The sequence below is a fragment of the Clostridium sp. CTA-7 genome (genome assembly GCF_054768095.1).
Genome location: NZ_BAAAAV010000010.1, coordinates 123,502 through 141,587, shown reverse-complemented (window position 1 = coordinate 141,587; position 18,086 = coordinate 123,502). Strand labels below are relative to the sequence as shown.

Annotated in this window: 20 protein-coding genes; 4 read left to right on the top strand and 16 right to left on the bottom strand. The window is 28.8% G+C overall.

Going from position 1 to position 18,086, the window contains the following annotated elements; genetic code table 11:
• Positions 1-47: 47 nt before the first annotated feature.
• Positions 48-809, bottom strand: coding sequence for a tRNA threonylcarbamoyladenosine dehydratase (locus ACYUEX_RS16865; protein WP_460289194.1), 762 nt, complete (start codon positions 807-809; stop codon positions 48-50).
• Between the two features lie 316 nt (positions 810-1,125).
• Here ACYUEX_RS16865 and ACYUEX_RS16860 point away from each other — a divergent pair, with 316 nt between their 5' ends.
• Positions 1,126-1,818 (top strand): 5'-methylthioadenosine/adenosylhomocysteine nucleosidase, encoded by a 693-nt coding sequence (locus tag ACYUEX_RS16860; RefSeq protein WP_460289193.1) that lies wholly within the window; start codon positions 1,126-1,128, stop codon positions 1,816-1,818.
• 119 nt (positions 1,819-1,937) lie between these two features.
• Here ACYUEX_RS16860 and ACYUEX_RS16855 read toward each other — a convergent pair whose 3' ends face one another.
• From ACYUEX_RS16855 to ACYUEX_RS16800, 12 genes are all read right to left on the bottom strand, one after another.
• A complete protein-coding gene (locus tag ACYUEX_RS16855) occupies positions 1,938-2,444 on the bottom strand; it encodes a COG2426 family protein (protein ID WP_460289191.1) in 507 nt (168 codons plus the stop codon).
• 288 nt (positions 2,445-2,732) lie between these two features.
• Positions 2,733-3,149, bottom strand: a complete 417-nt coding sequence (locus ACYUEX_RS16850) for a hemerythrin domain-containing protein (RefSeq protein ID WP_460289190.1) — start codon at positions 3,147-3,149, stop codon at positions 2,733-2,735.
• 163 nt (positions 3,150-3,312) lie between these two features.
• A complete protein-coding gene (locus ACYUEX_RS16845) occupies positions 3,313-4,080 on the bottom strand; it encodes a ferritin-like domain-containing protein (protein ID WP_460289189.1) in 768 nt (255 codons plus the stop codon).
• 101 nt (positions 4,081-4,181) lie between these two features.
• The gene (locus ACYUEX_RS16840; RefSeq protein ID WP_460289188.1) at positions 4,182-4,760 is read right to left on the bottom strand and encodes a class I SAM-dependent methyltransferase; all 579 of its coding nucleotides are present in this window, start codon (positions 4,758-4,760) and stop codon (positions 4,182-4,184) included.
• Entirely contained in the window at positions 4,753-5,280 is a 528-nt protein-coding gene (locus ACYUEX_RS16835; protein ID WP_460289187.1) for an ECF transporter S component, read from the bottom strand. Before ACYUEX_RS16835 ends, ACYUEX_RS16840 begins: the two co-directional genes overlap by 8 nt.
• Before the next feature lie 401 nt (positions 5,281-5,681).
• Positions 5,682-6,917: a DUF1015 domain-containing protein gene (locus ACYUEX_RS16830; protein WP_460289186.1), complete on the bottom strand. Its 1,236-nt coding sequence runs from the start codon at positions 6,915-6,917 to the stop codon at positions 5,682-5,684.
• Between the two features lie 67 nt (positions 6,918-6,984).
• Positions 6,985-7,893, bottom strand: a complete 909-nt coding sequence (locus ACYUEX_RS16825; protein ID WP_460289185.1) for a D-2-hydroxyacid dehydrogenase — start codon at positions 7,891-7,893, stop codon at positions 6,985-6,987.
• A gap of 185 nt (positions 7,894-8,078) precedes the next feature.
• Positions 8,079-9,155: a pyridoxal-phosphate-dependent aminotransferase family protein gene (locus ACYUEX_RS16820; protein WP_460289184.1), complete on the bottom strand. Its 1,077-nt coding sequence runs from the start codon at positions 9,153-9,155 to the stop codon at positions 8,079-8,081.
• Between the two features lie 256 nt (positions 9,156-9,411).
• Positions 9,412-9,834, bottom strand: coding sequence for a large conductance mechanosensitive channel protein MscL (mscL, locus tag ACYUEX_RS16815; protein WP_460289183.1), 423 nt, complete (start codon positions 9,832-9,834; stop codon positions 9,412-9,414).
• Entirely contained in the window at positions 9,835-10,020 is a 186-nt protein-coding gene (locus ACYUEX_RS16810; RefSeq protein WP_460289182.1) for a hypothetical protein, read from the bottom strand.
• A 404-nt stretch (positions 10,021-10,424) separates the two neighbouring features.
• Positions 10,425-11,228 carry a Cof-type HAD-IIB family hydrolase gene (locus ACYUEX_RS16805; RefSeq protein WP_460289181.1) on the bottom strand — a complete coding sequence of 268 codons (804 nt, stop codon included), beginning with the start codon at positions 11,226-11,228 and terminating at the stop codon, positions 10,425-10,427.
• A complete protein-coding gene (locus ACYUEX_RS16800; RefSeq protein ID WP_460289180.1) occupies positions 11,228-12,367 on the bottom strand; it encodes an iron-containing alcohol dehydrogenase in 1,140 nt (379 codons plus the stop codon). The genes ACYUEX_RS16805 and ACYUEX_RS16800 overlap by 1 nt, the downstream gene beginning before the upstream one ends.
• A 262-nt stretch (positions 12,368-12,629) precedes the next feature.
• On the opposite strand from ACYUEX_RS16800, the gene ACYUEX_RS16795 reads away from it, so the two are divergent.
• The 3 genes from ACYUEX_RS16795 to ACYUEX_RS16785 are packed head-to-tail and all read left to right on the top strand — an operon-like array spanning position 12,630 to position 15,007.
• Positions 12,630-13,442 (top strand): transketolase, encoded by an 813-nt coding sequence (locus ACYUEX_RS16795; protein ID WP_411169193.1) that lies wholly within the window; start codon positions 12,630-12,632, stop codon positions 13,440-13,442.
• Positions 13,443-14,363: a transketolase family protein gene (locus ACYUEX_RS16790; RefSeq protein WP_460289179.1), complete on the top strand. Its 921-nt coding sequence runs from the start codon at positions 13,443-13,445 to the stop codon at positions 14,361-14,363. It abuts the gene before it with no gap.
• Positions 14,363-15,007 carry a transaldolase family protein gene (locus ACYUEX_RS16785; protein ID WP_460289178.1) on the top strand — a complete coding sequence of 215 codons (645 nt, stop codon included), beginning with the start codon at positions 14,363-14,365 and terminating at the stop codon, positions 15,005-15,007. Before ACYUEX_RS16790 ends, ACYUEX_RS16785 begins: the two co-directional genes overlap by 1 nt.
• Before the next feature lie 111 nt (positions 15,008-15,118).
• On the opposite strand, the gene ACYUEX_RS16780 is transcribed toward ACYUEX_RS16785, so the two are convergent.
• From ACYUEX_RS16780 to ACYUEX_RS16770, 3 genes are all read right to left on the bottom strand, one after another.
• The gene (locus ACYUEX_RS16780) at positions 15,119-16,360 is read right to left on the bottom strand and encodes a 6-phosphofructokinase (RefSeq protein WP_460289177.1); all 1,242 of its coding nucleotides are present in this window, start codon (positions 16,358-16,360) and stop codon (positions 15,119-15,121) included.
• A 19-nt stretch (positions 16,361-16,379) separates the two neighbouring features.
• Positions 16,380-17,402, bottom strand: a complete 1,023-nt coding sequence (gene pdxA, locus ACYUEX_RS16775; RefSeq protein ID WP_460289176.1) for a 4-hydroxythreonine-4-phosphate dehydrogenase PdxA — start codon at positions 17,400-17,402, stop codon at positions 16,380-16,382.
• A 167-nt stretch (positions 17,403-17,569) separates the two neighbouring features.
• Positions 17,570-18,085 (bottom strand): hypothetical protein, encoded by a 516-nt coding sequence (locus ACYUEX_RS16770; RefSeq protein WP_460289175.1) that lies wholly within the window; start codon positions 18,083-18,085, stop codon positions 17,570-17,572.
• Position 18,086 lies beyond the last annotated feature (1 nt).

The window sequence follows — 18,086 nt, the reverse complement described above, 5'->3', positions numbered from 1 at the left end:
GTACGATTCCCCCATAAAATATAATGAATCATACTCCTATTTTAATATTAATTATTTTCACCTATTAAGGACTTTATAACTTCTCCTCCGATGATCATACCTGCAACTGGAGGAACAAAGGATATGCTTCCTGGTATTTGTCTTTTTATTGCGCACTTTTTAGTTCCACCTGTACATACGCAGCCAGTCTTACAAGTAACCACATCTTCATCCTTTGGTTTTCTTGGTTTTTCTTCAGAATATACAACTTTAAGCTCTTTTACTCCTTTTTTTCTAAGTTCATATCTCATAACCTTAGCTAAAGGACATACCTTAGTATCATATATATCTGCAACCTTGAATTGTGTTGGATCAAGTTTGTTTCCTGTTCCCATTGACGCAATTATATTTATATCTTTTTCATAGCAATACTTAGCTAAAGCTATTTTAGCTGAAACTGTATCTATTGCATCTATTACATAATCAACATCATCTGGAATTAATTCCTCTATATTTTCTGGAGTTACGAATAATTGATGTGTAGTAACATTACATTTTCTATTTATAGAAAGTATTCTTTCTTTCATAACATCAACTTTTACCTTACTTATAGTTCCATATGTAGCATGTATCTGTCTATTTAAATTAGTTAAACAAACAGTATCATCATCAACTAATATTATGTTTCCTACACCTGCTCTTGTTAATGCTTCAACAGCAAAGCTACCTACTCCACCAACACCGAATACCATTACTTTTGCATTTTTTAATTTTTCTAGTCCATCATTTCCTATAAGTAATTCTGTTCTAGATAAGGGATGTTGTAACATTCACTTCTCTCCTTTTTTATCTTGTGTATATTAACACAAAAGACTTTATTTTATTTAATTTATAACTTATTTTAGACTATTATTTATTTATATACAATAATATTATTTTCCATCTAATTAAAAATTAATATCATTTAGCAATATTTAAAAAATTATATATAAAAATATTGCTAAATAACATGTATTTTTAACTAAAGGTTATAAAATGACTATCTATTATTTAAATACATTATATTATATGGTAAGATATTAAAAGATTAATTTTACATATTATTAACTCTTAAGCTTAGTAGCTTAAATTTTAAGGAGGTTTATTATGGTTTTAGGAATTATAAGTGCCATGGCTGAAGAATTAGAACTTCTTCTAAAGGATATGTCTATTCAAGAAGAAACAAAAAAAGCTAATATGACTTTTTATAAAGGGACTCTAGGAGATAAAAATATAATTGCAGTTGTTTGTGGAATTGGTAAAGTAAACGCTGCTATTTGTACTCAAATATTAATATCTGAATATAAAGTATCTTCTGTAATAAATGTTGGAGTTGCAGGTGGAATTGGTAAAAATATTTATCCTGGTGATGTAGTTGTTGGAACTGATTTAGTTCAACACGATATGGATACTACTGTATTTGGTGATCCTCATGGGCAAATTCCAAGATTAGATACTTTTGATTTTAAATGTGATGAGAAGTTAGTTAAATCTGCTTTAGATGCATGTGAAGAAATTAAAGAAATTAATACTTTTTCAGGTAGAATTGTTTCTGGCGATCAATTTATATCAAGTGTTGAAAAAATTCAATGGTTTGAAAAGGAATTTAATGCAATGGCTTGTGAAATGGAAGGAGCAAGTATTGCTCATGTTTGTTATTTAAATAATATTCCTTGTGTTGTTATTAGATCTATATCTGATAATGCTAATAACGGTGCTCACATGGATTATGAAAAATTCATTCCTATTGCAGTTAGAAATTCAACTATAATTTTAAAAAGTATGTTAGAAAAACTATAAAATAAAAACATATATTATCTTATGGTGACTTGGAGCAAAGCTACAGAGCAAATAAGATAATATATGTTTTTTTAATACTAAAGGAAGACTCCCTAATGAGTCTTATTAATCAATACCTTTTAAGCCATTGCTTGAATAAACCATGGAATTCCATAGGATATAAAAGTCATTATTATTGTTGCTATTATTAATCCTACAAAGATTGCTAAGGATGCCTTCTTCGTTTTAATTCCAAGTAACGATGCTATAAGCGCACCTGTCCATGCACCTGTTCCTGGTAAAGGTATTCCAACAAATAATGCAAGTCCCCAAAACTCATATTTTTGGATTTGCTCACTTTTAGCCATTGATTTTTTCTCTAGCTTTTCAACCATAGGTCTAAATAACTTAGTTTTTTTCATCCAGTTAAATATTGGTGTAATGAAAAATAAAATAAATGGGATAGGAACTATATTTCCTAAAATACATAAAAATATAGCTTTAAATACTCCAATTCCTAATAAAGAAGCCGCAATTAAGCCCCCCCTTAACTCTAAAATAGGTACCATGGATATTATAAACACTACAAACTCCTTTGGCATAAAACTTAATGTGCTAGTAAACCAATTAATTAATGAATCTGTCATAATATACTCCTTATACTATATATCTCTTTAAATCTTATTTATGAAAATGTACTTATTCACATATATATAAGATTACATAATAAATACATAATATTCAAGTTTTGCTGTTGCAAAAAGCAATAATTTTAAATGAATATTTTTTACTATATGCAACAGCAACAGTATTCAAGCCCTATTTTTAATACCTTGCTCATCTTTTTCATTATATTTCTCTTCTTTTTTATATATGCTCAACCTTTTGGATTAATCCTTTTGACTTATATAAGGATTAAAATTAAGATAATAATTTTATAAATTTTTGATCTTTGGATATAAGTTTATATCTTCCTTGTCTATTCTATTTTTTAATAGACTTAATACTCTTCTGATCTCCATTAAGAATTTATCTTTATCATTTAATATCTTATTTTTAGTATTAAACTGATTCTTAAATTCGTTAAAAATCATATGAATATTTCCCATTTCCTCACTATATTCAATAGCAACTTTCTTTAATTTATCATCCTTACTATTTATTAATTGTGGATATAAAAATTTATCTTCTGTTCTCATATGAATATTTAACTTTCCTGCAAGAGTATTTATATCCAATACTAACCCATCTAAATCATCAGTTACATTACTTAAGCTTAAAGTCTTATTAATTTTATTAAATAAATTATTTATTTCTATATGCTGTCTTTCTAAATTATCTATATTTGCCATTGTAACTCCTCTCACTTCTATACAATTATTAAACTTATTTATAATTATAAATGAGTTAATATATATATTCTGTAACTAGAGATACAAGTTCAAGTTAATAAATAATAATTTACTAGTTTATAATTACATTTATAATCAATTAAATTCATTTATTAAAGTAACCTTAATCAAAATATCTACTCATTTTACTCTTTGCTAGTAACTTAGAAGCTCCTGTATCTTCCCATTCTTCAACTTGATCAATAGCATCTTCAGGGCTCATTCCTAAACCAACAAGTAATCCCGCTAAAATAAACTCTTGATATAAATGCTCAGGGTTAATTCCTTCTTTAGATTCTTCTAGAGCACGGTTAACCAATGGTGTTATATATCTAATCCAATCATCTGGAGTAAATTTAGATTTATATGCTATTCTTTCCAATCTCTTCATTGATGAATTAGTCATTGAAGCTTTATTCATTTCAGAATTATTCATAGTACTATTCAGTGTAAATAGATAATTATATTTTGAAGCATGTTTTAATTCATCTGTGATTATATCAAATAACATATCTCTGTAAGGTCCCATAGGAAGAGCCCTTCTAATATTTCTATACCTTTCTACAGCTGCTAATTCTCCAAATAAAGCTTTTTTAATACCGTCTAAATAAGAATCAGGTTTTTCAAAAGCTTTCTCTTCATCCATTGATACTACATCCATCCCTGTAAAGTCCTTATAAATTCTTCTAAATATCTGATTATGTCTTCTTTCATCATCTCTAATTGAAGCTATTATTTCTCTTTCTTCTCTAGTAGGTGCTACACTAATAAGGTAATCATAAAATAATTCATCTTCCCTTTCTCCCTGAACTGCTTTTTTTATATCGTTAAGGGATTCCTGTAACTGTGGATTCTGAATCATTTGATTATTTTGAAATGGTGCTACAAACACTACTAATCCTCCTGAAAATAATTTATCTACTGATATTATATTAATCCAATATAAATGTGTTCATTTCACCCTTATATAAATAAAAGTCGTTAAGGATATACCTAAAATCTTTCTCTGAAAGCTGAAATATAATACATTTCTTCATTATCAATTACATTGTCAATTTTGAAGTATTTAGACATAATTTTAGTGGTTACTTCAGCTGGTTCAAGAACATCATCTTTTACAACATCCTTTTTCGAATGGATCTGATTAATTTTTTCTTTACTTTCTGAATGAGCAATGATTATTTTACCACCATCATTTAACCTATCTAGAAGATGCTTAAATAATGCTTCCTTATCATTAAAATGAGGATACGCAGAATAAATGAATATATAATCAAACCCTTTATCATTAAACTCCATAACATCTTTTACAATAAATTCAACTCTATTATCCTTATACTTCTCTTTAGCAACCATAATCATATTTTTCGAAATATCAATAGCTGTTATTTTAAGTGGAGACTTTTCAAGCAAGTAACTTACTAATATACCTGTTCCTGTACCAACATCAAGTATTTTTGCATTATTTCTAATAGAAGCTAAGTCTATTATTTTTCTCAACTTAATATCATCATGGTTGCACATCTTGTCCCATTCAAACGCAACTTTATTAAAAAACTCTTTGCTATCCATTTATAGTTTTCATTCCCTTCGTATTTTCTGAAATTTTTACTACAATTGGTATTAGTATCAACTGAATTACTATTCCTGGTATAGATGTTATAAATGCTGACGTTAAGAACATTTTCAATACAAAACTTTTTCCACCTACCGTAAGCATTGTAAACATAGCTATTCCAGATACAAACCTACCTAATATCATTGACAATATTAATGATATAAACATATTGATATTCTTTTTCTTATACAAAAATCCACCCACAAATCCATAAGTTGCAAGTTCAAATGCCATAGAGATACCAGTTGGATATATAGGTGGCATTCCTGTAATTACAGAATTTAAAAGAGGTGTTATAAAACCTATAATTAATCCATATTTTGGGCCAAGCATAAGTCCGCATAATAAAACTGGAATATGCATTGGTAAGAATATAGGACCCGCCATGCCCGTTAGATGAAAAATATAAGGGAAAATTAATCCCAATGCAATAAATAAACTTGCCTTTACCATGTTGTTTGTTTTTACATTCATTATAGTTTCCTCCTTAAATATATAAAATAAAAAAGTTTACTTATTCCGTCGCTCCGCTCCAAGTCAACACAAACTTACATATGTCCACGTACAAACCGAAGCTAGGAAAATATAAAATAAATCTACCTAAATAGTAAATTGTAAAACCATATTAAATCAATTAACACACACCAAATTACTTATTTTGGAATTTAATATAATAATTGTATCATACAGAATTCTGTTAATAAACATATTATGTAAAATTATTGATTATATTCAAATTAATTTCTACTTTCCTAATTACACTAAATTAAATAAATATATCTCGTATAGTGCTATAATTGGACGCAAAAAAATAAAAGTCAGTATCTTAATTTAAGATACTGACTTAGTATACATTTTTTTGTTTTGACAACAATTTAAAATTTATGAATAAATAGTCCACTCCTTGGCTTAGGTTCAAACCAAGTTGATTTAGGAGGCATTATTTTCCCACCATCGGCTATATCCATAATATCTTCTTTAGTTGTAGGATACATAGAAAAACTTACTTTCATATCTGTATCTGCTCTTCTTTCAAGTTCTTTTAATCCTCTAACTCCACCTATAAACTCTATTCTCTTGGATTTTCTTGGATCATCTATTCCTAGTATTGGCCATAAAAGATTATTTTGTAGTATTGATACATCCAACTGATCCACAGGATTCTGAGGATTAAATATACCTTCTTTAGCTTCTAGTAAGTACCATTGTTTTTCCAAGTACATTCCAAAAGTATGCTTTTCTTTTGGTCTAACTCTTTCGTCACTTTTAGTAACTGTAAATTTCTCACTTACTTTATTTAAAAATTCTTCTTTTGAAATCCCATTTAAATCCTTAACAGTTCTATTATAATCTAATACCTCTAGCTCGCTATCAGGATAAGAAATTGATAAGAAATAGTTAAACTCCTCTTCTCCTGTATAGTTTTCATTTTCTGCTCTCTTTATATGCCCAACTTTTACTGCTGATGCCGATCTATGATGTCCATCTGCAATATATAAGCATTCTACAGATTTAAATAATTCATTTATTTGAGTTACTGTATTTTCATCATCTATAACCCACACAGTATGACCTACTTTATCTTCTGAAATAAAGTCATATACAGGATCTTTCTTCATCCATTCATTTATTATACTTGAAATCTCCTTATTTTCTCTATAAGTTAAAAATATAGGACCTGTATGAGCTTCACATTTATAAACATGATTAATTCTATCTATCTCCTTGTCTTCTCTTGTTAGCTCATGCTTTTTTATTATATTTTTAGTATAATCATCTATTGAAGCACAGCCTACAAGACCAACTTGACTTCTTTCATTCATTATTTGTCTGTATATATATAAATATGGCTTTTCATCCTCAATATATAAACCATCTTCTATCATTTTATCTAAATTACTTTTAGCTTTTTCATAAACTTTATCATCATAAATGTCTATATCTTGTGGTAAATCTACTTCAGCCTTATCTACATGTAAAAATGAATAATAATTACTCTTAACCATTTCTCTAGCTTCATCACTATCCATTACATCATAAGGAAGTGCTGCTATTTTATCTGCTAATTTCTTTACAGGTCTTATTGCCTTAAAAGGTCTAATAACTGCCATTAATAACTCCTCCTATTTTCTTTCTTTAGTAAAAAAGTCGCCAAGGCCAGCTTGCTTGGCTGATTTCCTATAGAGTAAAAAACTCCTTTATTATTGATACTACTTCTTCTCCAATTCTATCTTGTGCTTCAATTGTTGAAGCTCCTATATGTGGAGTACAGCTTACTCTTGGATGATTAACTAAGTCTTCATTTGTATTTGGTTCTACTTCAAATACATCTATTCCTGCCCCTGCTATTTTTCCAGAATTTAAAGCTTCTAAAAGTGCTTCTTCATCAACAACTTTCCCTCTTGCACAATTTATTATATAAGCTCCATCCTTCAGTATATTCAATTCTTCTTTTCCAATTAATGTTCCACTTTCTTTATCATATGGAACATGTAGTGAAATAAAGTCTGATCTCTTTAATAAATCATTTAACTCTAAAAATTCATAAGTTATATCTTCTTGTTTTCCAAAAGCATCATTATAAATAACCTTCATTCCTAGTGATGTAGCTTTATTAGCCAATGATTTACCTATTCTCCCCATTCCTACTATTCCTAAGGTTTTTCCTGAAAGCTCAATACCTTCGTATTTTTTCTTGTTCCATTCACCATTTCTCATAGTATAATTTGATGTACCAACGAACCTTGCAACTGCGAACATATGGGCTAGTGCTAACTCTGCAACTGAATCTGAACTGGCATTTGGAGTATTCTTAACGGTAACTCCCTGTTCATGTGCTGCATGTATATCTATATTATCTATTCCAACTCCAGCTCTAATTATTAATTTTAGATTTCCACCTGAAGCCTTTTCTAAAATATCCTTAGTTATTTTCGTAGCTGATCTTATAACCAAAGCATCAAAATCCTTAAGTTTTTCTCCAAGGATTTCTTTATCATAATGCTGATCTACAACTTCAAAACCTGACTCTATTAACTTATTAATTGTATTTTCTTGCAAACCGTCACTTACTAATATTTTATACATTTTTATACCCCCTAAAAAGTTATTCATAAATAAATATTTTAAAATAATATTATCTATGATAATAAGAGCTTAGATTCTACTCCAAACTCTTATTAGATATTATCCCTAACTTATTGCTTATTACTTATTGCTTATTGCTTATTGCTTATTGCTTATTGCTTAAAATTGTGCTCTACTTAAATTTATTATTCTAGCCCTAAAATTTCATTTATATTTTTAAGTAATTCATTTATATCTTCCATCTGACAATCTGCCATATGAGCTACCCTAAAAGTTTTATCTTTTAAACTTCCATATCCATTAGATATTTGGAAACCTCTTTTTCCTAATTCTTTATTTAAAGCAGATACATCTATTCCTCTATTATTTTTAACAGTAGTTAAAGTGTTTGATAAATAATTTTCATCAGGAAAAATATCAAAATGCTTTTTAGCCCATGCTCTAACTACTTTAGCCATTTCTATATGCCTTATAAATCTATTTTCTAGACCTTCTTTGTTTAATATATAGTCTAGTTGATAATCAAGGGCATACATATGTGATATAGAAGGAGTTGATGGATATTGGTAATCCTTTTTTTGAATATACTTATAAAGTGCTAATAAATCTAAGTAAAATCCCCTGTTAGGCACTTTTTCAGCTCTTTCCTTAGCTTTATTTGAAAAAGTACATATTGCCATTCCTGGTGGCAACCCTATTGCTTTTTGAGTTGATGTTATGCAAATGTCTATGCCCCATTTATCAACTTCTATTTTAGTTCCAGCTGCAGAACTTACTGTATCTACTATAAATACAATATCCTTATATTTTTTTACTACTTCACCTATTTTTTCTACTGGATTCATTACTCCTGTAGATGTTTCATTATGAGTTACTGCTACTAAATCATACTTTCCTGTTGCTAATACTTCGCCAACCATTTCAGCTGTAATAGCTTTTCCCATATCTACTTCAAATAAGTCTGCAGGAACATTATTAGAAGTTGCCATCTCATGCCATCTCTTTCCGAAAGCCCCAACGGAAAATACAGCTGCCCTCTTTGCTGTACAGCATCTTATGGCTCCTTCCATAAGTCCACTACCTGATGTAGTTGAAAGTAAAATTTCACTTTCTGTAAAAAATACTTTTCTTAAATTGTCACTTATTCTTCTTTGAAGCTCTGAAGCTTCTTTACTTCTATGCCCAATCATAGGCCTTGCCATTTGCTCTAATACATCTGGCTTTACTTCAACCGGCCCTGGAATAAATAGCTTTTTGTGCATTATGCCTCGCCCCCAAATCTATTCTTTTATTTTATTGCTTATTTAATTATTGTTAATTCTACTACTTTTTTACATGATTAACAACTATTTTATTAATATTTATAAAGTAATCTTATTTTATTAATATCATATCCTTTAATTTAAATATTGTTAATAAAATAAGGTTATAGTCTTTCTATAATATTCATTAAGACTATAACCTACTAATTTTATTTATATTCTATGTAAATTTAATTGTAAAATATGTGCTAATTTATTAGTTGGATGTGTTATTTTGAGACTTCAAAAGATCTCTTATTTCTACTAATAACTCTTGATCCATTGTTAATTTTTTCTCTTCTTCTTTTTTAGCTTCTACTTCTTCTTCTTTCTTTCTATTTAATTTAGATACTACTTTTATAAATACAAATATAGATAAAGCTATAATTATAAAATCAACTATGTTTTGAATAAACATTCCATATGTTAATTCTGCACCCTTCACTGTATATGAAAGATCCTTAAAATTTACTCCCCCTGTTAATACACCAATTAGTGGCATTATTATATCATTTACTAATGATGAAACTATTTTATTAAAAGCTCCCCCTATAACAACCCCAACTGCTAAATCTAGAACATTTCCCTTCATAGCAAAATCTTTAAATTCATTTATAAACTTTTTACCTTTTTCCTTCATTTAATCACGCCTTTCATAATGCTCTTCAAAAGTTAGTATAGATTCTGTTTCTCTACAATATTTTACGCACATACATTGTCCTAAATGTCTTGGACACTTATAACATAAGCATGTTTTATCATTACCATTACAGTTCTTTTTATACTCTGGACAATATTTACAATTTACTCCATTTCCAGCTGGCACTATAACATCCCCTTTTAAAATAGAATATAATTTTAATAATATTTTATCATATAAAGTAACTTTTTGCTTAAAAACATTAAATGTTAAATTATTAGATAAAACATACTTAATTTTAGTAACTTATTTTTATTATTTCCATATATTAATCACATAAGAGGCTTTTCACTCATTGGTAAATTGAAAAACTTCTAACTCCCATCTATAAAAATTTGGGGAACATAAAAGTTCCCCCTCTAATTAAATAAAAGAGATTCAAGTTATGCTTGAATCTCTTTTGTTTAATGTATTCATAAATTTTATTCAGAATTGAGCTGTCTTCTATTTAAACTTAATATCTTCTTCTAACTTTCTTTTAATTTGAAAAGATAAGAAAGATCCTCTTCTATATTTGTAATTAGATCTTTTTAATTTATTATATTTTCTATAGCATATGAAACTCCGTCTTCATCATTTGATAGAGTTACTATATTACAAATTGCTTTTATTTTTTCTTCTGCATTTCCCATAGCTACACTATATCCAGCTTCTTTTAACATAGGAATATCATTTTCTGAATCCCCTATAGCTACTATATCTGATTTATTTATTCCATAATAACTCATAATTTCATTAATGGCTATTCCTTTATCAGTGTTTTTACCAGTTATGTCTAAGCTTATATCCATATAACTGCTAATAGTTAAACCTTTTATATTTTGTAGGTCTAATCTAAGGTTATCAATTTCTTTTTTATCATAAGAATATGTTAGGATCTTAATAATATCTTTAGCATTACTTTCTATTTCATCCCACGATAAATTAGTGTAGGATTTTACTTTTAAATCATCAGAAACTTTATCATTAATTTTGTCATATAAAAATCTATCATCATAATCTTCTGTTGTGTAAAATAAGTTCTTTCCTTTAAAAAAGCTCTTACAATTAGAGTTTCTTAATATATTAATAGCTTCCATAAACACTTCATTGCTTATTGAATTTATAATTATATCTTCCCCCTTATCGTAACAACCTCCATTAAATGATATAACTTTTATATCATTATGAATTTCTCTAGCTAAATATTTAGCAAAACAATACGGTCTTCCTGTAACTATAAAAACTTTATTTTCTTTATTAATTGCTTTTCTAATAGATTCTTTATTAATATCACTTACTGTTTTATCGCTTGTTAATAAGGTTCCATCAAGATCAATGCAAAAGGCTTTCATTAGAATGTTTCCTTTAGTATTCCTTCTAAATATTCTCTTGAACCAAATGGTAAGTGATCAAGTACTGGTGATTTTAATATTTTTTCAAACTCTTCTTCTTTTACGCCTAAATCAGATAGTTTCTTTCTAATTCCAATAGTTTCTAATAATTCACATATATAATCATAAAGTACATTATCATTATTATCTAATTCTATACTTGGATTAAATAATTGAGCTACTCTATTGAACTTTTCTTTATTTTCTTCAAAAGATTTCTTTATGTATGGAGGGAAAACTACTGCTAGTGCTTCACCATGAGAAACATGTGCAATTCCTCCTATTATTTCTGATAATGGATGAGGTACTGCTGCACCTGAGTTTGCTAAAGCTCTTCCTGCTAAAGTATCTGCCATAGACATTTTTTCACGGTATTTTATGTTGCTTGGTTCTTTCATTACTTTAGGTAAGTTTTCAATAATTAGCTCCATTGCTTTTAGTGAATCCATTGAACTCAATAAAGAAGCTCTCTTATTTATAAAGCTTTCAAAGGCATGAGTAAATGCATCAAAGCCCGTTGAAGCGGTGATTCTTGGTGGAAGAGTTACAGTTAATTCCGAATCTATAATACATTCTTTTGAAAATAAGTCTTGATGGAAGAATGTTATTTTCTCATCACCTTTTGTTATTACTGCTGCTTGTGTTACTTGTGAACCTGTTCCTGATGTTGTTGGAACACTGATTAAAGGTAATATTGTTTCACTGTAAGAAGGATAATCTTCAAATGGTGAACTAAATTTATTAAATATATTATCCCAATCTATTTTTTCTAGTCCATTTGTAAAGGCAATAGCTTTCGCTGTATCAATACTGCTACCCCCTCCAACTGCTAGTACAAAATCTGCTGGACTCTTTTTTAACATATCAAATCCTTGTTGTACTATTTCTACTGTCGGATTTGGTTCTACTTTATCGAAGTGAAAAACTTCGATATTAGCACTTTCTAGAATATTTTTAGTTCTATTATATAGACTTTGTAATGGAGCATCAGCTGTTGTAACTAAAAGGCATCTATTACCATACTTCTTACAAATTTCTCCTAATTCATTTAATCTACTTGGACCAAAATGTACTTTGGTTGGTTGATAATAATTAAACATAATAAATCCTCCCTTTGATATTTATATTTTAAGTATAATTATAAATTCTTTAATCCTCTACTTACCAAAGTATAAATTCAAATCCATATTCATAGGGCAATTTCTAAACATCTGTTTATAAATTCAAATTTTATTTATTATTTTTCTATTATAAATAAACGTTATATTTTCACATATTATTGTGGTAACAATCATACGCTCTAACCTGTGTACAATGCCATTTTGAGGGGGCTATAATATAGTCGAAAGTGAGGTGTATATTATGGATATAAAAGAATTACAAAACCATGCCACAAATATACGTAAAAATATAGTAAAAATGATTGCAAATGCAAACTCTGGTCATCCAGGCGGATCCCTTTCTTCTGCAGATATATTAACGGTACTTTACTTTGAAGAAATGAATATATCTAAAGAAAACATTAAAGGTATAGATAGGGACAGATTTGTATTATCTAAAGGACATGCTTCTCCATTACTTTATTCAACTTTATGTGAAAAAGGATTTTTAAATGAAGAAGACCTTTTAACATTCCGTAAAATAAACTCACATCTTCAAGGTCATCCAAATATGAATTATGTAAATGGTGTAGATATGTCTACTGGCTCTTTAGGTCAAGGTATATCAGCAGCTGTTGGTATGGCTCTTGCCAATAAAGTAGATAATAATGGTCATCGTGTTTATGCATTACTTGGAGACGGAGAATGTGAAGAAGGTCAAGTATGGGAAGCTGCTATGGCTGCTGCTCACTATGAATTAGATAATCTTTGTGCCATCGTAGATTTTAATGGACTACAAATTGATGGAGATATAAAAAAGGTAATGAATCCCACTCCTATAGATACAAAATTTAAGGCTTTTGGCTGGAATGTAGTAACTATAAATGGCCATGATTTTAATGAAATTGAAAAAGCTTTTGAAGAAGCTAGAAATACAAAAGGAAAACCAACTATGATTCTAGCCCATACTGTAAAGGGAAAGGGAGTATCCTTCATGGAAAATAATGCTGGATGGCATGGAACTGCTCCAAATAAAGAACAATGCGAAAATGCATTAAGAGAGTTAGGTGATTAGATGAGTAAGTTAGCAACAAGAGAAGCCTACGGTAAGGCATTATCTGAATTAATTATAGAAAATGAAAATGTATTTGTTTTAGATGCAGATCTAACAAAATCAACAAAAACCTGTGAAGCAAAAACAGCGTGCCCAAATAGACACTTTAATATGGGTATAGCTGAAGGGAATATGATAGGTGTAGCTGCCGGACTAGCTTCTAGTGGAAAAGTTCCTTATGTATCTTCTTTTGCAATGTTTTTAGCTGGAAGAGCTTACGAGCAAATTAGAAATAGTATAGGTTATCCTCATTTAAATGTTAAACTTTGTGCTACTCATGCTGGGATTAGCGTTGGTGAGGATGGTGCATCCCATCAATCTATTGAAGATTTATCTTTAATGAGAGGAATTCCTGGAATGTATGTTTTTCAACCTTGTGATGAGATTGAAACTAAAGCTGTAATAAAATCAATAGCTAATATAAATGCACCTTGTTATGTGCGTTTAGGAAGATGTGCTGTTGAAGGTGTAAATGATGAAAATTATAAATTTGAAATTGGTAAGGGAGTCGTTTTACATAAGGGTAAAAAAGTAGCAATTGTAGCTACTGGTCTTATGGTACAAGAAGCTCTTAAAGCAGCAAAAGAATTAACTGATATAGATCCAACAGTTGTAAATATACATACTATTAAGCCAATTGATAAGACTTTAATAGTAGATCTTTCAAAAACTCACGATATAATAATAACTTGTGAAGAGCATAATGTTATAGGTGGTTTAGGAAGTGCTGTTTCTGAAGTTCTCGCCCCTTATAATGGAGCAAGACAATACATGATAGGTATTGAAGATACCTTTGGTGAAAGTGGAACTCCTGATGAGTTATTAAATAAATATGGAATTTGTGCTTCTAACATAGTTAAGAAGGTAAGGGAGGTTATTTAATGATTTACATCATAGATACTGCTAATGACGAAGAAATTAAAGAATCTTTATCCCTTGGAATTAATGGAGTTACCGCAAATTCTTCTATGTATTTAAAAAACAATACAAACTTTTATGGCTTCTTAAAGGAATACTCTTCAAAAAATCTTGACTTCTTAAGTGGTGAAGTTATGGGTGATACTTTTGAAGATATGGTTGAAGAAGTTAATAAAATTCAAGAAATAGATAATAGTATTGTAATTAAGATAAACTTTTCAGAAGAAGGATTGAAACTTTGTAAATACCTTAAAGAAAAAGGTATTAAAAGTGCACTGACTTTAATTTTTAATGTTTCTCAAGCTGTAGCAGCTATTAATGCTGGTGCCGATTACTTATTTGTCTTCATTGGAAGAAATGATGATAATGGAAACGATGGGCTTTCAATAATTGAATCTATTCAATCTATTGTTAAAGAAAAGGATTATAAAACAAAAGTAGTAGCTGCTTCTATTAAAAATTTATATCAATTAGAAAGACTATCTACAATTGGTATAGACTTTGCAGCTATTCCTTATAACTTATATATAAAATCCCTTTACCATTCTTTAACTGAATCAGGTAGTACAGCATTTAAAAAAGATTGGCAATCCATAAAACATATTTAATATAAATTTATAGCTTTGAAACTATGTAGAATTATTTTATATTTTACATAGTTTTTACTTTATCTTTAATAATATAAAAAGGCGCTGTCTGAAACAGCCCCTTTAATGTATTTATTTTTCTATTCTAAATTTATATGTATTTTTATATTTTAATAATCCATCTTCTGCTACAGTTTCTTCACTTCCCCAAATAAGAGGTCTTATATAATCTCTCATCTTTTCAGTAACATTATTATTTTCAATGTCAATCCAATCTAAAGGAACATGCTTAACTTTATTACAAACTTCATCAACATCTACAAGACCAGGTAAAGATTTATAATATCCATTAGTATCCTTTTGCCTTTCTATTGATACCATAAATCCGCTCTTACCTTCTAAAGCACTTGTAACACCGTATCTTCCAACCATTTCCGCTTCATCTAGATCTACTTTAGCTGAACAATGCATTGCACATCTTTGTACTACACCGGCTTCTTGTAGCTTTACATTCTTGGTTATATATTCTTTAACAACACTTTGTAGATACTTTCCTATTCCTCCAAGTTGCTTATGTCCAAAGGAATCTACTTCATAACAATTACTATCTACATTAATATAATCCCCATTACTTCCTCTAAGACCTTCTGAAGTTACTATTAAAAGTTTATTATTTTTCTTTAACGCTTCTTTTACGTCTTCTATAAATTTTTCTTCTTCAAAAGCTGTTTCTGGTAAGTAAATAAGCTGATTTATACCTGGTACTACTTCTTTTAATATTCCACTAGAACCTGCAATCCATCCTGTATCTCTTCCCATTACTTCAACTATCATTATAGATTCTTTATCGTAACAATTTATATCAAACCATAATTCTAAAGCTATATTACAAATATATTTTGCAGCACTTGCAAATCCAGGAGTATGATCTGTTTTTATAAGATCATTATCTATTGTTTTAGGAATTCCAATAACCTTTATATCTAATCCCATGTTCTTAACATAATTATTAATCTTACTTACTGCATCCATAGAATCATTTCCCCCTATATAGAAGAAATATCCTATTTCATATTTATTAAGTATATTTATTAATTTTTCATAATCACTATTATTAGCTTCAAAGCTAGGAAGTTTATATCTGCATGAACCTAAAGCCGATGAAGGCATGTTTCTAAGTTCTTTAAGGGATTCTTCACTATGGTTAGATAAATCAATTATTTTATCTTCTATTATTCCTTCTATTCCATATAATCCTCCATAAACCTTTCCTGATTGTTTCTTTGATAAAAATTCACTTATTACTCCATAAAGAGATGAGTTTATAACAGTTGTTGGACCTCCCGATTGAGCAACTAAACAATTCTTTCTCAAATTAATTCCTCCTTCTATATTACTTGTTCATTAAATTCCAATAATCACATGAAACTATAACTGATTCCACCATACTTATAGCTTGGGCTAGATTTTTACCAGCTATATCAAAAGCAGTACCATGATCTACTGATGCTCTTAAAAATGGTAATCCTAATGTTAAGGATATAGTCTTATCAAAATCAAAAGTTTTACAAGCTATATGTCCTTGATCGTGATAAAGAGATAATATAGCATCATATATTCCACTCTTTCCTAAGTGAAAAACAGAATCTGCTGGAACAGGTCCCATTGCATTTATCCCTAATTCTTTTGCTTCTAATATAGCTGGAATTAAAGCTTCTTTTTCTTCATTTCCAAATAGTCCATTATCAGAACCATGAGGGTTAAGAGCTGCTACTGCAATTTTAGGATTTTCTATTCCTATAGCTGTGATCTCTTCATTAATTAGCTTTATATTTTCTAAAACTCTTTCTTTAGTTATATAATCACAAGCATTTCTTAAGGATAAATGTCTACTCAAAAAGAAAACTCTTAGTTTGTGACAATTAAACATAGTCAATGCGTATTTGGATTCTGTAAGTTCTTTAATTATTTCTGTATGTCCTGCTTCTTTAATTCCTATAAGCTTTATAGCTTCTTTATTTATTGGAGCTGTGTCTAATATATCTATTTCCTTATTCTTAGCTAATAAAGTTCCCTTTGCTATCGCATCATAAGCCATTTGTCCAGCTAAAGCCTGAACTTCTCCATACTCTATGCTTTGAAAATCATATTCCCCAGTTTCTATTAAATCTATAGTTCCTATTTCAAACTTTCCTTCACTAGGATTTGATATTACATTTAATTTAAAATTACATTTTTTTATATCCATAGCCTTTTTAATAGTTCCACTACATCCTATAAGCACTGGTCTACATTTTTTATATACTTCTTCTTCCATCAAGGCTTCAACACATATTTCTGGTCCTATTCCTGCAGGATCTCCAATTGTTATTCCAATAATAGGATTTCTTTTATTCTTCATATTTGTATCATTCATATTTACACCCCCATTAATATTGATTATTTTATAGTAAAATTGTATTCATTTGGAATTATGGTTTCTTATATGGTAATTTATAATTTACTATGCCTTTTAAAAAACTAGACTGTTAACTTTTAGGTTAACAGTCTAATTATGTTGTAATTTATTTAAATCGTTAAGAATTATCTAATTGCTGTTATAACAGTATAAGTTAGCAATATACAGATTAATAGTGTTAAGCTTAAAAGCATTATAGAAGATTTTTGACCTTCTCTTTTTATATCTTTAATTAAGTCTGTTATCTTTACATTTTTCCATTTAAAATATTTTATTAATGATAAGATCAACAATCCTACTGTTACAAAGTTAAGCAAAATAACTTCTCCAACAATCATTATCATAAGTTTTAAACGAATAGTCTCTATATTTTTTGATAATTTTATATCTTGAATCATATTATTTAATTCAAACCATATGTATAAGTTTGCTACACTAGCTATGAAACCAATTACATTAGTTGGTGCTTCTATGAAAAGTCTATAGACGTCACCTTTATAGTTACTAATTTGCAAACCTATATATATCAAAAAAATTATTGTAATAACTACAGACATACTTTTGGCATACACTATTAATCTAAAATCCTTAACCTCTTTTAACCTATTAGACCTTCTCCTAATTTCATTATTCTTTTTCATA

Coding starts and splice junctions, on each gene's coding strand:
- ACYUEX_RS16865 (WP_460289194.1), bottom strand. CDS start 809: ATGTTACAACATCCCTTATCTAGAACAGAATTACTTATAGGAAATGAT.
- ACYUEX_RS16860 (WP_460289193.1), top strand. CDS start 1,126: ATGGTTTTAGGAATTATAAGTGCCATGGCTGAAGAATTAGAACTTCTT.
- ACYUEX_RS16855 (WP_460289191.1), bottom strand. CDS start 2,444: ATGACAGATTCATTAATTAATTGGTTTACTAGCACATTAAGTTTTATG.
- ACYUEX_RS16850 (WP_460289190.1), bottom strand. CDS start 3,149: ATGGCAAATATAGATAATTTAGAAAGACAGCATATAGAAATAAATAAT.
- ACYUEX_RS16840 (WP_460289188.1), bottom strand. CDS start 4,760: ATGGATAGCAAAGAGTTTTTTAATAAAGTTGCGTTTGAATGGGACAAG.
- ACYUEX_RS16835 (WP_460289187.1), bottom strand. CDS start 5,280: ATGAATGTAAAAACAAACAACATGGTAAAGGCAAGTTTATTTATTGCA.
- ACYUEX_RS16830 (WP_460289186.1), bottom strand. CDS start 6,917: ATGGCAGTTATTAGACCTTTTAAGGCAATAAGACCTGTAAAGAAATTA.
- ACYUEX_RS16825 (WP_460289185.1), bottom strand. CDS start 7,893: ATGTATAAAATATTAGTAAGTGACGGTTTGCAAGAAAATACAATTAAT.
- ACYUEX_RS16820 (WP_460289184.1), bottom strand. CDS start 9,155: ATGCACAAAAAGCTATTTATTCCAGGGCCGGTTGAAGTAAAGCCAGAT.
- mscL (WP_460289183.1), bottom strand. CDS start 9,834: ATGAAGGAAAAAGGTAAAAAGTTTATAAATGAATTTAAAGATTTTGCT.
- ACYUEX_RS16805 (WP_460289181.1), bottom strand. CDS start 11,228: ATGAAAGCCTTTTGCATTGATCTTGATGGAACCTTATTAACAAGCGAT.
- ACYUEX_RS16800 (WP_460289180.1), bottom strand. CDS start 12,367: ATGTTTAATTATTATCAACCAACCAAAGTACATTTTGGTCCAAGTAGA.
- ACYUEX_RS16795 (WP_411169193.1), top strand. CDS start 12,630: ATGGATATAAAAGAATTACAAAACCATGCCACAAATATACGTAAAAAT.
- ACYUEX_RS16790 (WP_460289179.1), top strand. CDS start 13,443: ATGAGTAAGTTAGCAACAAGAGAAGCCTACGGTAAGGCATTATCTGAA.
- ACYUEX_RS16785 (WP_460289178.1), top strand. CDS start 14,363: ATGATTTACATCATAGATACTGCTAATGACGAAGAAATTAAAGAATCT.
- pdxA (WP_460289176.1), bottom strand. CDS start 17,402: ATGAATGATACAAATATGAAGAATAAAAGAAATCCTATTATTGGAATA.
- ACYUEX_RS16770 (WP_460289175.1), bottom strand. CDS start 18,085: ATGAAAAAGAATAATGAAATTAGGAGAAGGTCTAATAGGTTAAAAGAG.